Annotated in this window: 17 protein-coding genes; 11 read left to right on the forward strand and 6 right to left on the reverse strand. The window is 66.8% G+C overall.

What is annotated here, in order from left to right; translation table 11 throughout:
- The first annotated feature begins 135 nt into the window (after positions 1-135).
- Complete coding sequence (locus tag AC1DYS_RS00815) at positions 136-654, forward strand: DUF2937 family protein (RefSeq protein WP_477895102.1); 519 nt, start codon at positions 136-138, stop codon at positions 652-654.
- Positions 655-663: 9 nt separating this feature from the next.
- Here the strand turns inward: AC1DYS_RS00815 and AC1DYS_RS00820 are convergent, their stop codons facing one another.
- From AC1DYS_RS00820 to purB, 6 genes are all read right to left on the reverse strand, one after another.
- Entirely contained in the window at positions 664-1,110 is a 447-nt protein-coding gene (locus AC1DYS_RS00820; protein ID WP_477895104.1) for a GNAT family N-acetyltransferase, read from the reverse strand.
- A 121-nt stretch (positions 1,111-1,231) separates the two neighbouring features.
- On the reverse strand, positions 1,232-1,816 hold the full coding sequence (gene metW / locus AC1DYS_RS00825; protein WP_477895106.1) for a methionine biosynthesis protein MetW: 585 nt from the start codon (positions 1,814-1,816) through the stop codon (positions 1,232-1,234).
- Complete coding sequence (metX, locus tag AC1DYS_RS00830) at positions 1,813-2,946, reverse strand: homoserine O-succinyltransferase MetX (RefSeq protein ID WP_477895108.1); 1,134 nt, start codon at positions 2,944-2,946, stop codon at positions 1,813-1,815. Before metX ends, metW begins: the two co-directional genes overlap by 4 nt.
- Before the next feature lie 178 nt (positions 2,947-3,124).
- Positions 3,125-6,028, reverse strand: coding sequence for a PAS domain-containing hybrid sensor histidine kinase/response regulator (locus tag AC1DYS_RS00835; RefSeq protein ID WP_477895110.1), 2,904 nt, complete (start codon positions 6,026-6,028; stop codon positions 3,125-3,127).
- 41 nt (positions 6,029-6,069) lie between these two features.
- Entirely contained in the window at positions 6,070-6,927 is an 858-nt protein-coding gene (gene pyrF / locus AC1DYS_RS00840; protein WP_477895112.1) for an orotidine-5'-phosphate decarboxylase, read from the reverse strand.
- Between the two features lie 64 nt (positions 6,928-6,991).
- Positions 6,992-8,359 (reverse strand): adenylosuccinate lyase, encoded by a 1,368-nt coding sequence (gene purB, locus AC1DYS_RS00845; RefSeq protein ID WP_477895114.1) that lies wholly within the window; start codon positions 8,357-8,359, stop codon positions 6,992-6,994.
- A 188-nt stretch (positions 8,360-8,547) separates the two neighbouring features.
- Here purB and AC1DYS_RS00850 point away from each other — a divergent pair, with 188 nt between their 5' ends.
- The 10 genes from AC1DYS_RS00850 to phnE all read left to right on the forward strand — a co-directional run bounded on the left by AC1DYS_RS00850 (position 8,548) and on the right by phnE (position 20,397).
- On the forward strand, positions 8,548-9,552 hold the full coding sequence (locus tag AC1DYS_RS00850) for a BMP family protein (RefSeq protein ID WP_477895116.1): 1,005 nt from the start codon (positions 8,548-8,550) through the stop codon (positions 9,550-9,552).
- A 25-nt stretch (positions 9,553-9,577) separates the two neighbouring features.
- The gene (locus tag AC1DYS_RS00855) at positions 9,578-11,131 is read left to right on the forward strand and encodes an ABC transporter ATP-binding protein (protein ID WP_477895117.1); all 1,554 of its coding nucleotides are present in this window, start codon (positions 9,578-9,580) and stop codon (positions 11,129-11,131) included.
- Positions 11,121-12,203: an ABC transporter permease gene (locus tag AC1DYS_RS00860; protein ID WP_477895119.1), complete on the forward strand. Its 1,083-nt coding sequence runs from the start codon at positions 11,121-11,123 to the stop codon at positions 12,201-12,203. The genes AC1DYS_RS00855 and AC1DYS_RS00860 overlap by 11 nt, the downstream gene beginning before the upstream one ends.
- Positions 12,193-13,131 (forward strand): ABC transporter permease, encoded by a 939-nt coding sequence (locus AC1DYS_RS00865; RefSeq protein ID WP_477895121.1) that lies wholly within the window; start codon positions 12,193-12,195, stop codon positions 13,129-13,131. The genes AC1DYS_RS00860 and AC1DYS_RS00865 overlap by 11 nt, the downstream gene beginning before the upstream one ends.
- Before the next feature lie 77 nt (positions 13,132-13,208).
- On the forward strand, positions 13,209-15,293 hold the full coding sequence (locus AC1DYS_RS00870; RefSeq protein WP_477895123.1) for an esterase-like activity of phytase family protein: 2,085 nt from the start codon (positions 13,209-13,211) through the stop codon (positions 15,291-15,293).
- Between the two features lie 118 nt (positions 15,294-15,411).
- Positions 15,412-16,065 carry a DUF2239 family protein gene (locus tag AC1DYS_RS00875; protein ID WP_477895125.1) on the forward strand — a complete coding sequence of 218 codons (654 nt, stop codon included), beginning with the start codon at positions 15,412-15,414 and terminating at the stop codon, positions 16,063-16,065.
- Positions 16,066-16,169: 104 nt separating this feature from the next.
- Positions 16,170-17,558, forward strand: a complete 1,389-nt coding sequence (locus AC1DYS_RS00880; protein ID WP_477895126.1) for an MATE family efflux transporter — start codon at positions 16,170-16,172, stop codon at positions 17,556-17,558.
- 144 nt (positions 17,559-17,702) lie between these two features.
- Positions 17,703-18,545: a phosphonate ABC transporter ATP-binding protein gene (phnC, locus tag AC1DYS_RS00885; RefSeq protein WP_477895128.1), complete on the forward strand. Its 843-nt coding sequence runs from the start codon at positions 17,703-17,705 to the stop codon at positions 18,543-18,545.
- A 62-nt stretch (positions 18,546-18,607) separates the two neighbouring features.
- On the forward strand, positions 18,608-19,582 hold the full coding sequence (gene phnD / locus AC1DYS_RS00890) for a phosphonate ABC transporter substrate-binding protein (RefSeq protein ID WP_477895130.1): 975 nt from the start codon (positions 18,608-18,610) through the stop codon (positions 19,580-19,582).
- 14 nt (positions 19,583-19,596) lie between these two features.
- Positions 19,597-20,397, forward strand: coding sequence for a phosphonate ABC transporter, permease protein PhnE (gene phnE / locus AC1DYS_RS00895; RefSeq protein WP_477895132.1), 801 nt, complete (start codon positions 19,597-19,599; stop codon positions 20,395-20,397).
- Positions 20,398-20,399 lie beyond the last annotated feature (2 nt).

Here is a 20,399-nt window from a genome sequence, read left to right on the forward strand (position 1 = left end):
GGCCCCCACGTCGCTTTGCTCCTGCCCCCCGGGGGGGCGCCAGCCGCTTTGGGGCGGCCCGGCAGCGGCTGAGATGCCAGCCCCCACGTCGCTTTGCCGGCACCCGCTGGGCCGGCCCGGCGGCGGCTGATGCTCATGGCACTGTTGCGAGGGCTTCTCGATCGTGCAGTGCTCATCGTCGGCGTGGTGGCCGGCGGCATGGTGCCGAGCTACCTTGCGCAATACCGCCAGCGCGTCGGCGGCGCACTGGGCCAGGCCCTCCAAGACCTCGCGCCCTTCCAGCAGATTGCCGACCGCTTTCACGAGGGCAGCCTGGCCAAACTGATCCAGCACCACCTCGCAAGCACCGACCCGACCTTCCACGCCGAGGGCGCTGCCATCCAGGCCATCGCCGATTCGGTCGCGTCCTTGCGCAGCGCACTCACCGCGCTCGACACCGACGTGTTCCATCAGCTCGCCTATTTGCTTCGTCAGCCCGACCCCGCCATGGCGCAAGCCACGTGGGACGCGTTCCGCCCGTCGTTCGGCATCACCGCCGACAGCCTGCTGATGGCCGGTGCTTTCGGGCTGTCGATCTGGCTCGTGTTTCTCTGCGTGTGGTGGACGGTCGCCGCGCTGTGGGGGCGACGCGCGCGCTTGTCGGGTGCGCGTTGAACTTCAGCATCAGCGCTTTTCGTCGTCCACCGGCAAACGTTCCAGCATCACCGCATAGTCCTGGTAGCCCATGCGCCGCCAGAAGGCGAGCGCCCTTGCGTTGCCGGCCAATACGTCGACCGTGAGCCGCTTGTCGGGCCAGCGCTCGAACAGCGTGAGCATCAGTTGCCGCGCGGTGCCCTGTCGACGGTACTCGCGCTGCACGTAGATCTGGCGCAGGTAGACGCTGTCGGGCAGGTCACGCCACAGCACGTAGGCCACTACTGCATCGCCATCGAACCCCAGCAGCGCTTCATACCCTTCGTACGCCAGCCAGTTGCGCATGCGCTCGGTGAGTTCGGCAAGGCTCATCCGGGTGCGAGGGCCTTCGTCGCGAATGAGGTCCTGGTTGAGCCGGCCGAGCGCCTCGGCATCTGCCAGTGTGGCGGGGCGCAAGACAAGGGGATCATCGGCCATGCCGGGATCGTAGCCAGCTTCGATTCAGGGCAGAGGGGGATGAACCCGGAAGGGAACGTTGGTGTGTTGCAGTCGAGGGGGACGATGCTTTATCGCGCGCGTCGGCCCGCCGCGGAGGGCCTCACCCCCGCTGGAACTTGAACACCGCCACACTCGCCATCAGATTGGGAAAGCGCCGCACAGCCCTTCCATCCTGCATGCCGAACGCGTCCAGCACCTGGAAGCCATCCTTGCGCAGCAGCACCTCGCAATCGGTGAACGTGCCGACGCGAATGTTGGGCGTGTCGTACCACTGATACGGCAGCGCCTTCGTCACCGGCATGCGCCCGGTCGCCACGCGCAGGCGGTTCGGCCAGTGTGCAAAGTTGGGGAAGCTGATGACGCCTACGCGCCCGACACGCGCCGTCTCGCGAAGAAGCCGCTCGGTATGGCGCAAGTGCTGCATGGTGTCGAGCTGCAGCACCACGTCGAAGCTCTGGTCTTCGAAGATGGCCAGGCCTTCCTCGAGGTTGAGCTGGATCACGTTGACGCCGCGTTGCGTGCAGGCGAGCACGTTGTCATCGGCGATCTCGATGCCGTAGCCGTTGCATTGCCGCGTGTCGCGCAGGTGGGCGAGCAAGGCGCCATTGCCGCAGCCCAAGTCGAGCACGCGCGAGCCCTTCGGCACCAGTTGTGCAATCAGCTCCATCGTCTTGAGATCGCTCATCGCGTCACCTCCTTCGCGATGTTGTCGAAGCAGGCGCGCAGCACGCCGTGGTAGCGCGGGTCGTCGAGCAGGAAGGCATCGTGCCCGTGCGGCGCGTCGATCTCGGCGTAGCTCACGTCGAAGCGGTTGTCGAGCAAGGCCTTCACGAGCTCGCGCGAGCGCGCCGGCGAGAAGCGCCAGTCGGTGGTGAAGCTCACAAGCTGGTACTTGCAGCGCGCGGCGGCGAAGGCGGCGCTCAGGTCGCCGCCGTGCGCACGCGCCGGGTCGAAGTAATCCAGTGCGCGGGTGATCAGCAGGTAGGTGTTGGCGTCGAAGTACTCGCTGAACTTGTCGCCCTGGTAGCGCAGGTAGCTCTCGATCTCGAACTCGATGTCTTGCGTGCTGTAGGCAGGCTGGCTGCCTTTGAGGCTGCGGCCGAACTTGGCCTCCATGGAGTCATCGCTCAGGTAGGTGATGTGGCCGATCATGCGTGCCACACGCAGGCCGCGCCGCGGCACCACGCCGTGTGCGTAGAAGTGGCCGCCGTAGAACTCCGGGTCGGTGATGATGGCGCGCCGCGCCACCTCGTTGAAGGCAATGTTCTGAGCCGACAGGTTCGGTGCGGTCGCCACGGCCACGCAGTGGCGCAGGCGCTCGGGGTAGCGCAGCGACCAGCTCAGCGCCTGCATGCCGCCCAGGCTGCCACCGAGCACGGCGGCCAATTGCTTGATGCCCAAGCCGTCGAGCAGCCTGGCTTGGGCATCGACCCAATCTTCCACCGTCACCACCGGGAAGTCGGCGCCATAGGGCGTGCCAGTGGCGGGGTTGGTATGCATCGGCCCGGTAGAGCCGAAGCACGAGCCGGGGTTGTTGACGCCAATCACGAAGAAGCGGTTCGTGTCCAGAGGCTGGCCAGGGCCGACGAGGTTGTCCCACCAGCCTTCGCTCTTGGGCTGGTCGGCATAGGTGCCGGCCACATGGTGCGACGCGTTCAACGCATGGCACACCAGCACCGCGTTGCTCTTGTCGGCATTGAGCGTGCCGTAGGTCTCATAGACCAAGGTGTAGTCGCGCAAGCTCGCACCGCTTTGCAACGGCAGCGGCTCTGCGAACGACATCGACTGCGGTGTGACCAACCCCACTGAACCCATGACGCACCCAAAAGAAAAAACCCGGCACCGCCAAAGCGGGACACCGGGTAGTGCGTCCTGTCTTTAGCCGAATTTATAAAGCGCCCGCAAGCCGGAACAAATCAGCGCGTGGTGAGTATAGGCCCGCCCCGTTGCGAGCAACGGCTGCTCGGACGAACAGCGGTGCGAGAGCCCGAAGCTATCCGGCCGCCCGTATCAACGCCTGCCTCAACCGATGCGCGTCCACCGGCTTGGTGAGGAAGTCGTTCATCCCTGCGGCCAACGCCTCGTCGCGCTCAGACACCAACGCCGCGGCCGTCAACGCGATGATCGGCAGCTGCTCGGCCGAATGCTTTCCGCGCAGCCGCTTGGCCGCTTCGTGCCCGCTCAGGCGCGGCATCTGCACGTCCATCAGCACCGCATCGAACGGCCGCTGCGCTGCGAACGCGCGCTCGACTGCGGCCACGCCTTCAACGCCATCGACCGCCTGCGTCACCTCGACGCCCCACTGTTCCAGCATGGCCACGCCGATCATCATGTTGACGGCGTTGTCTTCGACCATCAGCACGCGCATGCCGGCCAGGCGTTCGATGTCCTGCGCCTCCAGGTGCGGGTCGATCAGCGGCGCAGCGGTCTCGGGGAGGGGGACCTCGGCCCAGAAGCGGCTGCCATGGCCTGGCGCGCTGTGCATGCCGACATGGCCGTCCATCAACGCGGCCAGCTCCTTGCAGATCGACAAGCCCAGCCCGGTGCCGCCGAAGCGCCGGGTGGTCGAGTCGTCGGCCTGGGTGAAGGGCTGGAACAGGCGCTGCTGCGTGGCCGCGTCGATGCCTGCGCCGGTGTCGCTCACGGTAAAGCGTATGTGGTGCGGGCAGGCCGGGTCGGTGGATCGCGCCACGCCGATCTGCACTCGGCCACGCTCGGTGAACTTAAGGCCGTTGGTGATGAAGTTGCTGAGAATCTGGCGCAGGCGCACCGGGTCGCCACTGACCGTGGCGGGCACGTTGTCGGCGATGTGGATTTCCAGCTCGAGCGAGCGCGCCTGAGCTAACGAGTGATAGGCATGGTGCACCGCCTTCAGCAGCACATGCAGGTTGAAGGGCACGGCTTCGAGGCTGAACTTGCCGGCCTCGATCTTCGACAGGTCGAGGATGTCGGAGATGATGCCCGCAAGGCTCTGTGCGCTGTCCTGGATCTGCTCCAGGTATTGCTGGCGCCGCGCAGCCTCGATGCCGGGCTGCATGGCGAGGTTGGCCAGGCCCAGCAAGCCGTTGAGAGGCGTGCGGATCTCGTGGCTGGTGTTGGCGAGGAAGGCGCTCTTGGCGCGGCTCGCGGCCTCGGCCACGTCGCGCGCTGCGGCCAGCGCCTGGTCGATCTGGCGGCGTTCGGTCACGTCTTCGGCGATCCAGATGGTGCCGGCGCGCGTCGGGTGGGTCGGGTCCACCACCTGGGCCAGCAGGCGGCACCAGAAGAGGCTGCCATCGCGCCGCGCCATCTGCTGCTCGAACTCGACGAGCTTGCCCTGTATGAGCAGCGGCGAGGCGAGGCGGCCGAAGTTTTCATAGTCCTCCTGGCTGCCCCACACCGCCGTCCCCGGCGCACCGACCAGCGTGCCCGCTTCCCAGCCGAACATGCTCTCGAAGCGCGGGTTGGCCTGCAGGAAGCGCTGGTCCCGCGTGAGGGCGATGCCGATCGACGCGTTCTTGAGGATGGCCGCGTGCTCCAGCCGAGCCCGCTGGCTCTCCGTGACATCACGGCCATTCATCACCAGGTAGTCACGCCCGTCCATGGAGAACCTGCCCGCCGAGACCAGCACCGTGACCGTCTGGCCTGCCTTGGTGCGGAACAGCGTTTCCACGTCGACGACCTCGTCGCCCAACTTCACCGCCGAAAGGATGCTCCGGCGTTGTTCGATGTCGCGCCAGATGCCCAGATCGAGCGAGCTCCGGCCCACCACTTCGTCGGCAGCGTAGCCACACACGCGCGTGAAGCTGGGGTTGACCATCACGTAGGTGCCGGTCTCCATGTCGGTGAGCGTGATCAGGTCGGGGCTGGTGGCGAACAGGTGCGACAGCATGGCTTCCGATCGCCGCAGCGCCGCTTCGATGGTCACGCGTTCGGTGATGTCGTGGTACAGCGCCAGAACCGCCGGCCCATCGGGTGCGTTCACGCGCACCCCGTTGGCTTGCACGGTGATGCGCCGGCCGTCGATCGCGTGGAGCTGCACCTCGGCCAGGTCCAGGCTCTTGCCGATCGGTTGCGCCAGCAGCGTCTTGCGGCGTTCGCGCAACACCTCGTGAGAGGAGGCGGGGTAGAGCTGCGCCAATTCGAAGCCGTTCATCTCCTCGGCCGACTTGAAGCCGAACAGGCGCGCGGCGCTGTCATTGGCAAGCAGGGTGATGCCGTCGCGGTGCAGCACGAGCGGGGTTGGCGACAGCGAGAACAGTTCGCGGTAGCGGCTCTCGCTTTGCTGGTGCGCTTCACGTGCGAGCACTTCGGCGCTGACGTTGCGGCCCACACCCCAGTAGCCGGTGAAGTTGCCTTTGTCGTCGAAGTGCGGCCGCCCGCTCACGCTGAAATGCAGCATGCGGCCCGACGGGGCGCGATAGCGAATGAACAGGTCGCTGAAGCCGCGCCGTGCTTCCAGGTCCTGGCGATTCGCTGACAACGCGGCCGGGTCGACCTCCATGTCGGGCGCTTCCCAGGGGTGCAGGCCAAGCCTTGCGTCGGTCGCGGCAGACGCACCGCTGAGCGGGCGGTTGACGATGCGGCTGAAGCGCAGCTCAGCGTCGAGTTCCCAGTACCAGTCGGCCGCAATGGCCAGCAGGCCGCGAAAGCGCTGCTCACGCTCGGCCGCTTCCACCGCGGCACGCTGCAGCATGACCATCGCCGCGGCGAAGCACAGCGCCAGCAGCAGGCAGGTGCCGACCAGCAGCGGCTTGATGCCCGGTTGGGAAGGCATCGCGGAGCTGGCGCAGAACAGGGCACCGGTGATCGAGATGCCACAACCCATGCCGAAGAGCAACCTGGCGACGCGGCGGCTGAGCCCCAGGGGGTAGGCCGCGACCGGATGGTCCAGCAGGGATTCGCGAGGTTCGTTCATGCAGGAGCCCCGACGCGAAGGGTGCTGCAGTGTGGCCTGCGCTAGAGCGCGCGCGTGGCCTCGTTTTCCCCGTGTGCGGACGGTGACGACCGTGCCGCATTCAACGCCGCGCGCGTCTGCTGCGCCGCCGTGCGCGCGGCCGAAGCGAAGTCGGCACCCGACGATGCATAGAGCACGGCGCGCGACGAGTTCACGACGATGGGCGCATCAGGTCGCCAACCGGCACGCACCGTGGCCTGCGCATCACCGCCTTGCGCGCCGACACCGGGAATCAGCAAAGGCAGCGTCGGCGCCAGCTCGCGGACACGCGCAATCTCGCCCGGGAAGGTCGCACCGACCACGAGGCCGAGCTGGCCGGTCTGGTTCCACTCGCCCTGCGCGAGGCGGGCGATGTGTTCGTAGACCATGCTGCCGCCTTCGAGCTTTTGTGCCTGCAGGTCGGAGCCACCAGGGTTGGACGTGCGGCACAACAAGATCAGCCCGCGGTCGGTGTAGCGCAGCCAGGGCTCGATCGAGTCGAAGCCCATGAAGGGCGACAGCGTCACCGCATCGGCCTGGTAGCGCTCGAAGGCTTCGCGCGCGTACTGCTCGGCAGTGCTGCCGATGTCGCCGCGCTTCGCATCGAGGATCACCGGTACGCCCGGTGCAACGCGCTTGATGTGCGCCATCAGCCGCTCGAGCTGGTCTTCGGCGCGATTGCCGGCGAAGTAGGCGATCTGCGGCTTGTAGGCGATCACCAGGTCTTTGGTGGCGTCGACGATCGCAGCGCAGAACTCGTAGATGCGGCTCGCGTCGTTCTTCCACGAGCCCGGAAACTTGGCCGGCTCCGGGTCGAGGCCCACGCAGAGCATTGAATCGTTGGCACGCTGAGCTGCGCTGAGCTGGTCGGTGAATTTCATGTCAGTCCTCATATGCCTGAGCCGCCAGCACGGCCTGCAAGGCCGAGCGGAGCGACTGAGGGGCTCAAATTCTTTTGGCCAGCGCTGCGCCGATGCCGGTGTAGCTGCCGGGCGTCATCGCCAGCAGCCGCGTCTTCTCGGCCTCGGGGATCTCGAGCGTGCCGATGAACTGCTGGATGGCTTCGCGCGTGATGGTCTTGCCGCGCGTGAGCTCCTTCAAGCGCTCGTACGGGTTGGGCAGCTTGTAGCGGCGCATCACCGTCTGGATCGGTTCGGCCAGCACCTCCCAGGCGTTGTCGAGATCGGCTGCCAGCGCATCGCGGTTCACTTCGAGCTTGGAGAGGCCGCGCAGCAGGCTGTCGTAGCCCAGCAGCGCGTAGCCGATCGCCACGCCCATGTTGCGCAGCACCGTGCTGTCGGTCAGGTCGCGCTGGAAGCGGCTGATCGGCAGCTTCTGGCTCAGGTGCGTGAGCAGGGCATTGGCGAGGCCGAAGTTGCCTTCAGCGTTCTCGAAGTCGATTGGGTTGACCTTGTGCGGCATGGTCGACGAGCCGATCTCGCCTTCCTTCGTGCGCTGCTTGAAATAGCCCAGGCTGATGTAGCCCCACACGTCGCGCGACCAGTCGATCAGGATGGTGTTGGTGCGCGTGATCGCGTCGAACAGCTCGGCCATGTAGTCGTGCGGCTCGATCTGGATGGTGTACGGGTTGAAGGCCAAGCCCAGTTGCTTCTCGATGACCTTGCGGCTGAACGCCTCCCAGTCGAAATCGGGGTAGGCCGACAGGTGGGCGTTGTAGTTGCCGACCGCGCCGTTCATCTTGGCGAGCAGTTCCACGCTGTCGATGCGCTTGCGTGCATTGGCCAGGCGTGCGACCACGTTCGCCACTTCCTTGCCCACGGTGGTGGGGCTCGCGGTCTGGCCGTGCGTGCGCGCCAGCATCGGCACATCGGCCAGGTCTTTGGCCAGCGTGGACAGCGTGGCGATGATCTTGTCGAGCGTGGGCAGCAGTACCTCTTGCCGCGCGGCCTTGAGCATCAGGCCGTGGCTGGTGTTGTTGATGTCTTCGCTGGTGCAGGCGAAGTGCACGAACTCGCCGGCCGCCTTCAACTCGGGCGTGTTGTCGAAGCGGCTCTTCAGCCAGTACTCGACCGCCTTCACGTCATGGTTGGTGGTCTTCTCGATGTCCTTGATGGCCTGGGCATCGGCTTCCGAGAAGCGCGTCACCAGCCCGCGCAGCAGGCCGCGGCCTGCTTCGGACAAGGGCTTGAACTCGGCGAAGCCGGCGTCCGACAGCGCGATGAACCACTCCACCTCGACCTGCACGCGCCGGTGCATCAGCCCGAACTCGGACAGCAGCGCACGCAGCGGCGCCACCTTGGGGGCATAGCGGCCGTCGAGCGGAGAAAGGGCGGTGAGGGCAGACAGGTTCATGCGTGAGGCAGCCGAGCGGCTGAGGTGGAAGACGGGGCAGGGCGAAGCAGCGCAATTTTAGTCGCCCGAGACTTCGAAACCCCGCCCTGCTGGGTGCATGCCAATTGACGCTGGCGGAACAGCTCTTGCTTAATGCGACCGTGCTTGATACGACCTGCCACGCCCCTCACCCATCGAAGGAGATTCCCATGTCCTTGCCATTCGTCCGCCGTGCCGCGCTGCGCGGTGTGCTTGCCGCCCTGGCCTTGTCCACCGTGGGCAGTGCCGCATTGGCCCAGGCCAAGCTGAAGGTCGCCGCGATCTACACCGTGCCGGTCGAGCAGCAATGGGTCAGCCGCATCGACAAGGCGCTGAAGGCCGCCGTTGCACGTGGCGAGATCGAATACGTGTTCAGCGAGAACGTCACCAACGCCGACTATGAACGCGTCATGCGCGGCTACGCCGAGAAAGGCAACACGCTGATCGTCGGCGAGGCCTTCGCGGTCGAGGCGGCAGCGCGCAAGGTCGCGAAGGACTACCCCAAGGTCAGCTTCCTGCTCGGCAGCTCGGGCAAGCCGCAGGAGCCCAACTTCTCGGTGTTCGACAACTTCATCCAGGAGCCGGCCTACCTGTCGGGCATGGTGGCGGGCGGCATGACCAAGACCAACAAGATCGGCATGGTCGGCGGTTACCCCATCCCCGAGGTGAACCGCCTGATGAACGCCTTCATGGCCGGTGCGAAAGAGGTCAACCCCAAGGTCGAGTTCATGGTGACCTTCATCAACTCGTGGTTCGACCCGCCCAAGGCCAAGGAAGCCGCCTTCGCGCAGATCGACAAGGGCGCCGACCTGCTCTACGCCGAGCGCTTCGGCGTGAGCGACGCCGCCAAGGAAAAAGGCAAGCTCGCCATCGGCAACGTGATCAACACGCAGGACAAGTACCCCGACACCGTGGTCGCCTCGGCGCTGTGGAACATGGAGCCCACCATCGACCTCGCCATCAAGAACGCCAAGGCCGGCAGCTTCAAGGCCGAAGACTACGGCCCCTACTCGATGATGAAGCACAAGGGCTCCGAGCTCGCGCCGCTGGGTACCTTCGAGAAGAAGGTGCCGGCCGAGATCGTGGCCAAGGTCAAGGCGGCCGAGAAGGCGATCGCCGACGGCAAGCTCACGGTGAAGGTCGACGACAGCCAGCCCAAGCCGACGGCGAAGTGACCGTGGCACACCGGCCGCCGTTGCGGTGAGCACCGCGCTCGCATTGACCGGCATCACCAAGCGCTTCGGCAGCTTGGTGGCCAACGATGCGATCTCGCTGACGCTCGCACAAGGCGAGGTGCTGGCGCTGCTGGGCGAGAACGGCGCCGGCAAGAGCACGCTGGTGTCCATCCTCTTCGGGCACTACCGCGCGGATGAAGGCACGGTCGAGGTCTTCGGCCAACCGCTGCCGCCGGGCCAGCCGAAGGCGGCGCTCGCGGCCGGCATCGGCATGGTCCACCAGCACTTCACGCTGGCCGACAACCTGAGCGTGCTCGACAACGTGCTGCTTGGCACCGAGCCGCTGTGGCTGCCGTTCTCCAGGCGGCGCGAAGCGCGTGCCGCGCTGGTGGACACCGCGCAGCGCTTCGGCCTGCTGGTCGACCCCGATGCGCGGGTGGCCGACCTGTCGGTGGGCGAGCGGCAGCGCGTCGAGATTCTCAAGGCGCTGGTGTCGGTGGGCAGGCGTCAAGGCGCGCGCATCTTGATCCTCGACGAACCCACGGCGGTGCTCACGCCGGCTGAGGCGGAGTCGCTCTTCACCACGCTGAAGCAGCTGGTCGCGCAAGGCCTGGGCGTGATCTTCATCAGCCACAAGCTCGACGAGGTGCTGCGTGTGTCCGACCGCATCGCGGTGCTGCGCGGCGGCAAGCTCGTCGCCACACTGCCCGCGGCCGAGGCCGACAAGGCGATGCTGGCCGAGCTGATGGTAGGCCGCCGTGTCGAGATGCCGCGGCGTGAACCCGGCGCCGCGGTGCCGCAGGCAGAGGTCTGCACGCTTCGCGGTGCGACGGTGCGCGGGGAGAACGGCCGTGCCGCAATCGAGGGCGTGAATCTGTCGCTTAGCGCCGGCGAGATCGTGGCGATTGCTGGCGTGGCGGGCAACGGGCAGCAGGCGTTGGCCGAGCTGCTGTTCGGCCTGCGCCAACTCGATGCCGGTGAACTGCGCCTTCAAGGCCATGCGATGCCGGCGCGGGCCAGTGCCTGGGTGCAAGCCGGTGTTGCCCGCATCCCCGAAGACCGCCATGCGGTCGGCGTGGTGGGTGACCTGCCGGTGTGGGAAAACGCAGTGCTGGAGCGCTTCACGACGCGGGCGTTCTCGCGCGGCGGCGTGATGAAGCGCGGCGTCGCGCGGGCGCATGCGAAGGCGCTGATCGAGCGCTTCGATGTCCGCGGCACACAGGCGGCCGGCGTCGACACGCCGACGCGCGGCTTGTCGGGCGGCAACATGCAGAAGCTCATCCTGGGTCGGGCTCTGATGACAGATGGCGACAAGGCCCCGGTGCTGATCGTCGCCGACCAGCCCACCTGGGGCTTGGACATCGGCGCCGTGGCCTACGTGCATCGGCAGCTGCTCGACGCCTGCGCCAAGGGCTCGGCCGTTCTGCTGATCTCCGAAGACTTGGACGAGATCTTTGCCCTGGCCGACCGCATCGCGGTGATGCACCACGGGCACTTAAGCGAAGCCAGATCGGCCGCGCAATGGAGACTGACCGACATCGGCCTCGCCATGACCGGAGAAGCCGTTCATGCACCTTGAACGGCGCGCACAAACCTCGCGTGCGCTGCAGCTCGCCGCGCCGCTGATCGCCATCGCGTTCACGCTGGCGGTGTCGTCGCTGCTCGTGTTGTGGGCCGGTGCGCCGGTGGGGCAGGCCTATGCGCTGTTGATCGAAGGCGGCTTCGGCTCGCGCTTCGCGTGGGGCGAGACGCTCACGCGCGCCACGCCGTTGATCCTCACCGGCCTCGCGGCGGCGGTGGCGTTTCGTGCGCGGCTGTTCAACATCGGTGCCGAAGGGCAGTTGTACGTCGGTGCGCTGGCGGCGGTGGCCGTGGGCGGCCTGCATGGCGGCAGCGGCTTCGAGCTGTCGCCTTGGCTGCTGTTCCCGCTGATGATGCTCGCGGCCGCACTCGCCGGTGCGCTGCTGCTGCTCGGCCCGGCGTTGATGAAGAGCCGCCTCGGTGTCGACGAGGTCGTGACCACGCTGCTGCTCAACTTCATCGTGCTGCTCTTCGTCTCGATGATGCTCGACGGCCCGATGAAAGACCCGACCGCGATGGGCTGGCCGCAGAGTGTGGCGCTGCAGGATACCCTGCAGCTCGGCAAGCTCATCGAGCGCAGCCGCGTGCACACGGGCTTGCTGGGGGCGCTGGTGCTGGCGGTGCTGCTGTGGGCACTGCTCAGGTTCACGACCACCGGTTTCGAGATTCGCGCGGTCGGTGCCAATGCACGCGCCTCAGCTTTCGCCGGCATGCCGGTCGGCTGGGTCACGGTGAAGGTGGCGCTGCTGTCGGGGGCGCTGGCCGGCCTGGCCGGTGCGATCGAGGTGGCCGGCCGCACCAGCTACCTCACGCTCGACATGTCGCCAGGCTACGGCTACAGCGGCATCGTGATCGCGATGCTGGCAGCGCTGAACCCACTCGGTGTCGTGGCCGCTGCGGTGTTCGTCGCCGGCATCCTGGTCGGTGCCGACAGCATGAGCCGCGCGGTCAACGTGCCGACCTACATTGCTGATGTGATCGTTTCGGTGTCGCTCTTGTCGATGCTGGTGGCCACGCTCTTCGCCCAGTACCGCGTTGTCTTCAATCGGCGAGCCGTTCATGCTGGCTGAAACCCTCGACCTGCTGCTGAGCATGCCCTTCTGGGTCGCCGTGCTGCGCATCGCCACGCCGCTGATCCTTGGCACGCTCGGCGTGCTGCTGTGCGAGCGCGCCGGCGTGCTCAATCTCGGCATCGAAGGGATCATGGTGGCAGGCGCCTTCGCTGGCTGGCTCGCGGTGTATCACGGTGCCGGCCTGTGGTGGGGTGTGCTGGCGGCGGCGGCAATCGGTGCAGCGTTCGGTCTGCTGCATGGGCTGTTGACGGTGACGTTGAGCCTGTCGCAACACGTGTCCGGCCTTGGCATCACGCTCTTTGCCACCAGCATCGCTAGTTATGCCTACCGTGTGAGCTTTCCGAAGGTCGACAGCCCACCGACGATCCAGCCGTTTACCGAGATGGCGTGGTTGCCGATCCCGGTGCTGAATGCGCAGACACCGCTCACGTTGCTGGCGCTCCTGCTGGTGCCGCTGATCGGCTACGTGCTCTACCGCACGCCCATCGGCCTGGCCGTGCGCATGGTCGGCGAGAACCCCGCCGCCGCAGAGGGCCAGGGCCTGAGCGTGGCGCGCGTGCGCATCGGTGCCATCGTCGCCGGCTCGGCGCTGATGGGTGTGGCCGGCGCCTTTCTCACGCTGGCGGCCTTCAACGCCTTCTACTTCAACATGGTCAACGGCCGGGGCTGGGTCTGCGTGGCGCTGGTCGTCTTCGCGTCGTGGCGGCCGGGCAAGGCCTTGCTCGGTGCCGTGCTGTTCGCGTTGTTCGATGCGCTGCAACTGCGCCTGCAGCAGTCGGGCAGCGGACTCTTCGGCGTGGCGGTGCCGTATCAGGTCTATCTGATGCTGCCCTACCTGCTATCGATCGTCGCGCTGGTCGTGATGGCGCGGCGCGCGGCGTACCCGCAGGCGCTGATGAAGCCCTACCGCAAGGGTGAACGATAGGTTCGGTGTCACACGGCTTTCACACGCCGTGCGTTCAATGCCCGGGGCGTGCGCATGTCGCGCACATCGCCCCCACCATGAACACACATCACAAGAACACACACAAGAAGACCTGGGCCGCGTTCGCTGCGACGGCGATGCTGCTCTCCGCCTGCGGCGGCAGCGATGACGACGCGCCGGCTCCGCCACCTGCCACCACGGTCGGCAGCTTCCTCGACTCCGCGGTTGAAGGGCTCGACTACAGCGTTGCCGGGGGCACGGCCACGGCAACCACGGCCGATGGCCACTTCAGCTGCCAGGCTGGCCAGACGCTGAGCTTCAGCGCCGGAGGCCTGGCACTCGGCTCGGCAGCTTGCGCCACCACCATCACGCCGCTGACGCTGGCCGGTCTTTCGACCACCAGCAGCGCGGACGTGAAGGCCGACGCCGTCGTCAACCGCCTGCTCGCACTGCAATCTCTCGACGACGACCTCGACCCGTCGAACGGCATTCGCCTCACCGCGGCCGCAAAGACCGCGCTGGCCGGCAAGTCGCTGGATTTCAGCGCGCCATCTGCCACCTTCAACGCCGCCCTGAACGCCACGCTGGCCGCCTTGCCCGCGCCGTACAACACCCGCGTTGTCGACGACACTCGCCGCATGCTGGCTCGCGAACACTTCGAGAACACCCTGGGCTCCGCGCTGGGCACGCCGGTCGCTGAGGCGTCGACGCAGACCCACACGCTGGGCAGCGTCGGCGTGAGCATCACCCGCTACCAGCTGCAGGCCGACAAGAGTTTCAACGTGCCTTACGAAGGCAGCAACGCCGCCATCAAGGCGGACTTCGCCGACGGCTTTTTGCCGGCCTACGGCTCGGGCCTCGCGTTCAAGGGCAAGGCGGCCGACGGCACGCTCGAGTTCTACGCCATCACCGACCGCGGCCCGAACGGCGACGGCCCCACCGCACCGGTGCCCGGTGCCGCCGCGGGCACGCTCAACATCAGCAAGGTGTTCCCGGCGCCGTCGTTCGCGCCGAGCTTTGGCCTCGTGAGCGTGGGCAAGACGGGCGCGGTGCTGAAGTCAAGCACGCCGCTCAAGTTGAGCGCCGACAAGAAGATCACCGGCCTGCCGCCACAGTCGGGCCTCGGGTCGACCGGCGAGACGCCGCTGACTGACGCCTATGTGTTCGATGTGAGCAAGTCCAACTACGACCCCAACGGCCTCGACCCCGAGACCCTGGTGCTCGACACCGCGCGCAACGTGCTGTGGACCAGCGACGAATACGGGCCCTTCATCGCCAAGATCGACATCGCCACCGGCATCATCCAGAAGAAGTACGGCCCCGGCACCGGCGCGGCCGACCTGCCGGCGGTGATGGCGCTGCGCCGTGTCAACCGCGGCATGGAAGGCCTGACGCTCGACGTTGCCAGCGGCAAGCTGCACGGCTTTCTGCAAAGCCCCATCGACCCGAAGGACGGTGCCGGCAAGTCGCTGAAAGCCAAGCCGCCCGGCGGCACCAACACCGACGTGCGCCACATCGCCAAGTTCACCCGCTGGCTCGAATTCGACCCGGCCACCGAAACGTCCAAGCTCTACGCCTACCCGATCGACGGCAGCCTGTACGACAAGGACCGCACCGGCAACGCCAAGCTCGGCGACGTGGTGAGTCTGGGTAACGGCAAGTTCATCGTCATCGAGCAGGGCGCGCGCAAGGGCGACGCGAAGGTCTTCAACAAGCTGATGCTGGTGGAGATTCCGCCCGACGCGACCGACATCGCCGCGATGGACCAGAACCTCGAGGTCAGCAGCATCACGCAGGCGGCATCCAACGGCGCGGACTACTCGACAGTCATTACGCTGAAGAAGACCGAGCTGCTCGACCTCAACGCCGCCGGCTGGCTGGCCGAGAAGGCCGAAGGCCTGACGCTGGTCGACGAACACACGCTGGCGCTCGTCAACGACGATGACTTCGGCCTGCGCACCATCCTGCTCGACGCCAACGGCGCCACCGTGGCCGGCAGCATCGAAGACTGCACCGTGGACGCGGCAGGTGCCATCGTCTCCGGCTGCCCGGCCGGTGCGGTCGGGGCGCGACTCACCCGGGGCAGCGACACCGAGCGGCCCACCCGCTTGTGGTTGATCAAGTTCGACACGAAGCTTGCCGATTTCGCAGCGCCTATGTAACGAGCAAGCGCTGACTTTTAACGCCTCCTGCGGGAGGCGTTTTTATTTACCCGGATGATATTGACAAGGCATTTATGCCCGGGCAAAATTCAGGCTTCCATTGAGAAACCTGCCCGTCATGACCGCCTCGTCTCGCTACACCGCCTTCAACGGCGCAACCCGCCTCACCTCAGGCACGCTGGAAGCCACCGCGCTGGCCGTCAAGCGTGTCGTCGACGCCGACACGCCCGAGACAGTCTGGATCTTCAGTGACGACAGCGGCCGCAGCGTCGATCTCAACTTCCACGGCTCCTCTGACGACGTGCTGGCCCGCGTAGCGAGGCACCAGGCGGAACAGGCCACACCATTAGCAAACGCCGACCCGAGCGGCGGCGAAGAAGCAACCGCGAGCGATGCCGCCCCGCGTGGCCGCGGGCGCCCGAAGCTGGGCGTGGTCGCACGTGAAGTGACCTTGCTGCCCCGGCACTGGGAATGGCTGGCGGCACAGCCGGGCGGCGCCAGCGTCGCGCTGCGCAAGCTGGTGGAAGCCGCGCGCAAGCTGCCCGAGGAACGGCTTCAACGCCGCCAGGCGCAAGAGCGGGCCTACCACTTCATGTCGGCCTTGGCCGGCAACTGGGCCGGCTTCGAAGAGTCCTCGCGTGCGCTCTTCGCTGACAACCTGCCGGCCCTGCGCACGCTGATGGCCGACTGGCCCAAGGACGTGCGCGAACACGTGCTCTGGCTGCGCCTCGGTGACAACGCGCCGGAGAGCGCGCCCAGCCTGCCTTCATAGCCCGCGCGCTTCGGCGCCGCTAACCCCACCCCACCGCCTTACCGTGCGCGTTCGTCGCCGCGGACAGGCCCCGCTTTGCCATCGTTTTTCCAGAGGAGCCATCCATGTCTGCCACCACGCTTTCGGCGCCAACCGCCACTGCCCCGCCTGCCAGCCCCGCGCTGTGGAAGGCTTTCGTTTCCATCCTCGTGCCGATGCTGCTCACAAGCACCCTGCAAGGGGTGTCGGGCACGCTCGATGGCATCTACATCGGCCAGATGCTGGGCGTCGATGCGCTGGCCGCGGTGTCCGCCTTCTTCCCGCTCTTCTTCGTGTTCTTCGCACTCATCATCGGTTTGAGTTCCGGCGCCACGGTGCTGGTCGGGCAGGCCTTCGGTGCCGGCAACCACACCGCCGTGCGAGCGGTCACCGGCACGGCGCTGGCGTTGATGCTGTGCCTCGGCTTGTCGGTGAGCGTCTTCGGGGGCTTGTTCGCACCTGAGTTGATGCGGTTGTTGGGCACCCCGCCCAATGTGCTCGCCGAGGCCAGCGGCTACGCCCGCTTGATGCTGATCGGCATGCCGCTCTTCTTCCTGCTCTGGCTCGCCACGTCGCTGAGCCGCGGCGTTGGCGATGCGATCTCGCCACTGTGGACGCTGTCACTCGTGACCGTCATCGCCATGGCGTGCACGCCGGCCTTCATCCGCGGCTGGTTCGGTCTGCCACAACTGGGTGTGCGCAGCGCGGCCGTGTCCACCTTGCTGGGCTTCGCGATCGCGATGGCCTGGACGCTCTCGCACTGGCGGCGCAAAGGCCACCCGCTGGCGCCCACTGCGCAGTTGCTGCGCGAGGTGAAGTTCGACGCCGTCATCCTGCGCAAGCTGCTCGCCATCGGCATGCCCACTGGCTTGCAGATGCTGACCATCGCCTTCGCGGAACTCGTGTTGCTCGGACTCGTAAACCGCCACGGTTCAAACGCCACCGCCGCTTACGGTGCGGTCACGCAGCTGATGAACTGGTTGCAGTTTCCGGTCATCTCGCTGGGCATGGCGACGACGATCCTCGCGTCGCATGCCATCGGTGCCGGGCGGTCTCACCGGCTCGGCGCCATCGCGCGCACCGGCCTGTGGATGAACCTGCTGTTCACTGGGGCGTTCGTGGCGCTGGCCTACGCCATGGCGCCGACGGTGCTCGGCTGGTTTCTCACCGACAACAGCGTCATTGCACTTGCGCTGCACCTGCTTCGTCTGGTGGCCTGGACCATGCTGTTGCGCGGTGCTGGCATGGTGTTGGTGGGCGTGATGCGCGCCAGCGGCACCGTCTGGGCGCCGACCGGCCTGGGTGTGTTTGGCATCGTCTGCATCGAGTTGCCGCTCGCCTGGCTGCTCAATGCGCAGATGGGCATGGCCGGCATCTGGTGGGCCTACGTGGTCACCTTCATCGCCATGCTGGTGTTGCAAACGGGCTTCTTCAACCTCGTGTGGCGCCACCGCAAGGTCGAGCGACTGATCTAGCACTTCGCGCCGCGCCCGAGCCCACCACGGGCTGTGAGACGCCTCCTGCGGGAGGCGTCTTCATTTGCGTGTGGCGCACACGGCGTCACGCCACCGTCACACCCGCTTTCCACAATCCACCGATCGTTGCGTCGAGGAATGGTCATGAGCGATTGGGTGGTTGAGGTCTCGCAGCTGCGCAAGAGCTTCGGCGGCCACACGGCTCTGCGCGATGTGTCGCTGCAGGTGCAGCGCGGCGAGATGGTGGCCTTGCTCGGTGCGTCGGGCTCGGGCAAGTCGACGCTGCTTCGCCACCTGAACGGCCTGCACCGCGCCGATGCGAACAGCCACTCGAAGATCACCGTGCTCGGCAGCACGCTGCAGCAGAACGGCAAGCTCGGGCCGGATGCCCGTGCCACGCGCGCCAAGGTGGCTGCCATCTTCCAGCAGTTCAACCTGGTCGATCGCCTGTCGGTGATGAGCAATGTGCTCGCCGGCAGCCTGCACCGCCTGCCCTTGTGGCGCGGCCTGCTGCATCGCTTTCCGCAAGCCGAATACCAGCGTGCACATGAGGCGCTGTGCCGCGTGGGCATCGAGCGCTGCGCGTGGCAGCGCGCGTCCACGCTGTCGGGCGGGCAGCAGCAGCGCGCTGCGATCTCGCGGGCGCTGGTGCAGGGTGCACAGATCATCCTGGCCGACGAGCCCATTGCCTCGCTCGACCCGGAGTCGAGCCGGCGCGTGATGGAGCTGCTGGCGCAGGTGAACCGCGAATTCGGCGTGACGGTGATCGTCTCGCTGCACCAGATCGACTACGCCTTTGCCTACTGCCCGCGCACCGTGGCGCTGCGCGCTGGCCAGGTGGTGCACGACGGCGCCACGCAAGAACTCACGCCACAGCGCCTGCGCGAGCTGTATGGCACGCAGAGCGACGAGCTGCTGCCTCAACAAGCGCCCGAGGCGAACGCGCCTTCTCTTCAACCCGTGCCGGCCAACTTGTTGGCGGCTTGACATGCCGGCAAGCCTCTGCCCGAACGGGCGGTGAGTCTTGCCCCTTCCTTCAGGAGAACACCATGAACCGCAGATCCACCCTCGCCCTCATTGCCACCACCGCCGCCTTGTGGCTCCCCGGCGCCCACGCGCAGACCCGTGAAATCAACATGGGCATCATCGCCACCGAGTCATCGGCCAACCTGAAGACGGCCTGGCAGCCGCTGCTCGACGACATGCAAAAGGCCACCGGCTTCAAGGTGAACGCCTTCTTCGCACCCGACTACGCCGGCGTCATCGAAGCCATGCGTTTCAACAAGGTGCAGGTCGCGTGGATGGGCAACAAGTCGGGCATGGAGGCGGTCGATCGCGCCCAGGGCGAGGTGTTCGCCAAGGTGGCCCAGGCCGATGGCGCCCAAGGCTATTGGAGCCTGATGCTCGTCCACAAGGACAGCCCGCTCAAGTCGCTGGACGACGTGCTGAAGAACCGCAAGGACCTCACGCTCGGCATGGGCGACACCAACTCCACCAGCGGCACGCTGGTGCCGGGCTTCTACGCCTGGGGCCAGAACAAGGTCGATCCCATGAAGGACTTCAAGCGCGCCATGCGCTCCAACCACGAGAGCAACATCCTCGCGGTGGCCAACAAGCAGATCGACGTGGCCACGGTCGCGAGCGACGGCGTCGACCGCATGAAGATCAAGCAGCCCGAGAAGGCCGCCGAGCTGCGTGAGATCTGGCGCTCGCCGCTGATCTCGAGCGACCCGCTGGTGTGGCGCCGCGACCTCGATGCCGACGCCAAGAAGAAGCTGCGCGAGTTCTTCATCACCTACGGCCGCGACGCCCACGAAAAAGACATCCTGAAGACGCTCACCTGGTCGGGTTTCGTGGCATCCGACAACAGCCAGCTCACACCGATCCGCCAGCTCGAACTGGCCCGTGAGCGCGGCAAGATCGAAGCCGACACCGCGATGTCGGCCGACGACAAGGCCAAGAAGCTGCAAGACATCGAGCAGCGCCAGGCCGAGCTCGCACGCCAGATCGCCAGCGTCAAGTAAGAGGGCCGAGCCGCATGTCGTCCTTGAGCCTGGCGAGCCCGCAGCCGCCGCTGCGGCCGCCGCGCACCTCGCTGTCCACGCTGCTGGTGTGGGGCGTGCTGATCGCCCTGCTGGCCGGCAGCTGGAAGGGGGCCGACATGCGCCCGCTCGACCTGTTCCGCGACGCGGGCAACATGGGCGAGTACGCGCGCGGCTTCTTTCCACCCGACTTCTCTGACTGGCGGCATTACCTCGAAGAGATGGTGATCACGCTGCAGATCGCGGTCTGGGGCACGGCGCTCGCCATCCTCGGCTCGGTGCCGCTCGCGCTGCTGGCGTCCGACAACATCACGCCGTGGTGGGTGCACCAGCCGGTGCGCCGGGTGCTCGATGCCTTCCGCTCGATCAACGAAATGCTGTTTGCGCTGCTGTTCGTGGTGGCCGTCGGCCTCGGGCCCTTTGCCGGCGTGCTGGCGCTGTGGGTGCACACCACCGGGGTGCTGGCCAAGCTTTTCTCCGAGGCGGTGGAGCAGATCGACCCGCAGCCGGTGGAGGGCATTCGCGCCACCGGGGCGCACCCGCTGGCCGAGATCGTCTACGGCGTCATCCCGCAAGTGATGCCGCTGTGGATCTCGTACGCGCTGTACCGCTTCGAGTCGAACGTGCGCTCGGCCTCGGTGGTCGGCATGGTCGGTGCCGGCGGCATCGGCATGGTGCTGTGGGACGTGATCCGCGGTTTCCAGTATTCGCAGACAGCCGCCGTGCTGATCATGCTGGTGGTGGCTGTTTCGGCCATCGACGTCGTGTCGTCGACGCTGCGCAAGCGGGTGATCTGACG

The organism is Rhizobacter sp. P2_G4 (assembly GCF_056403575.1).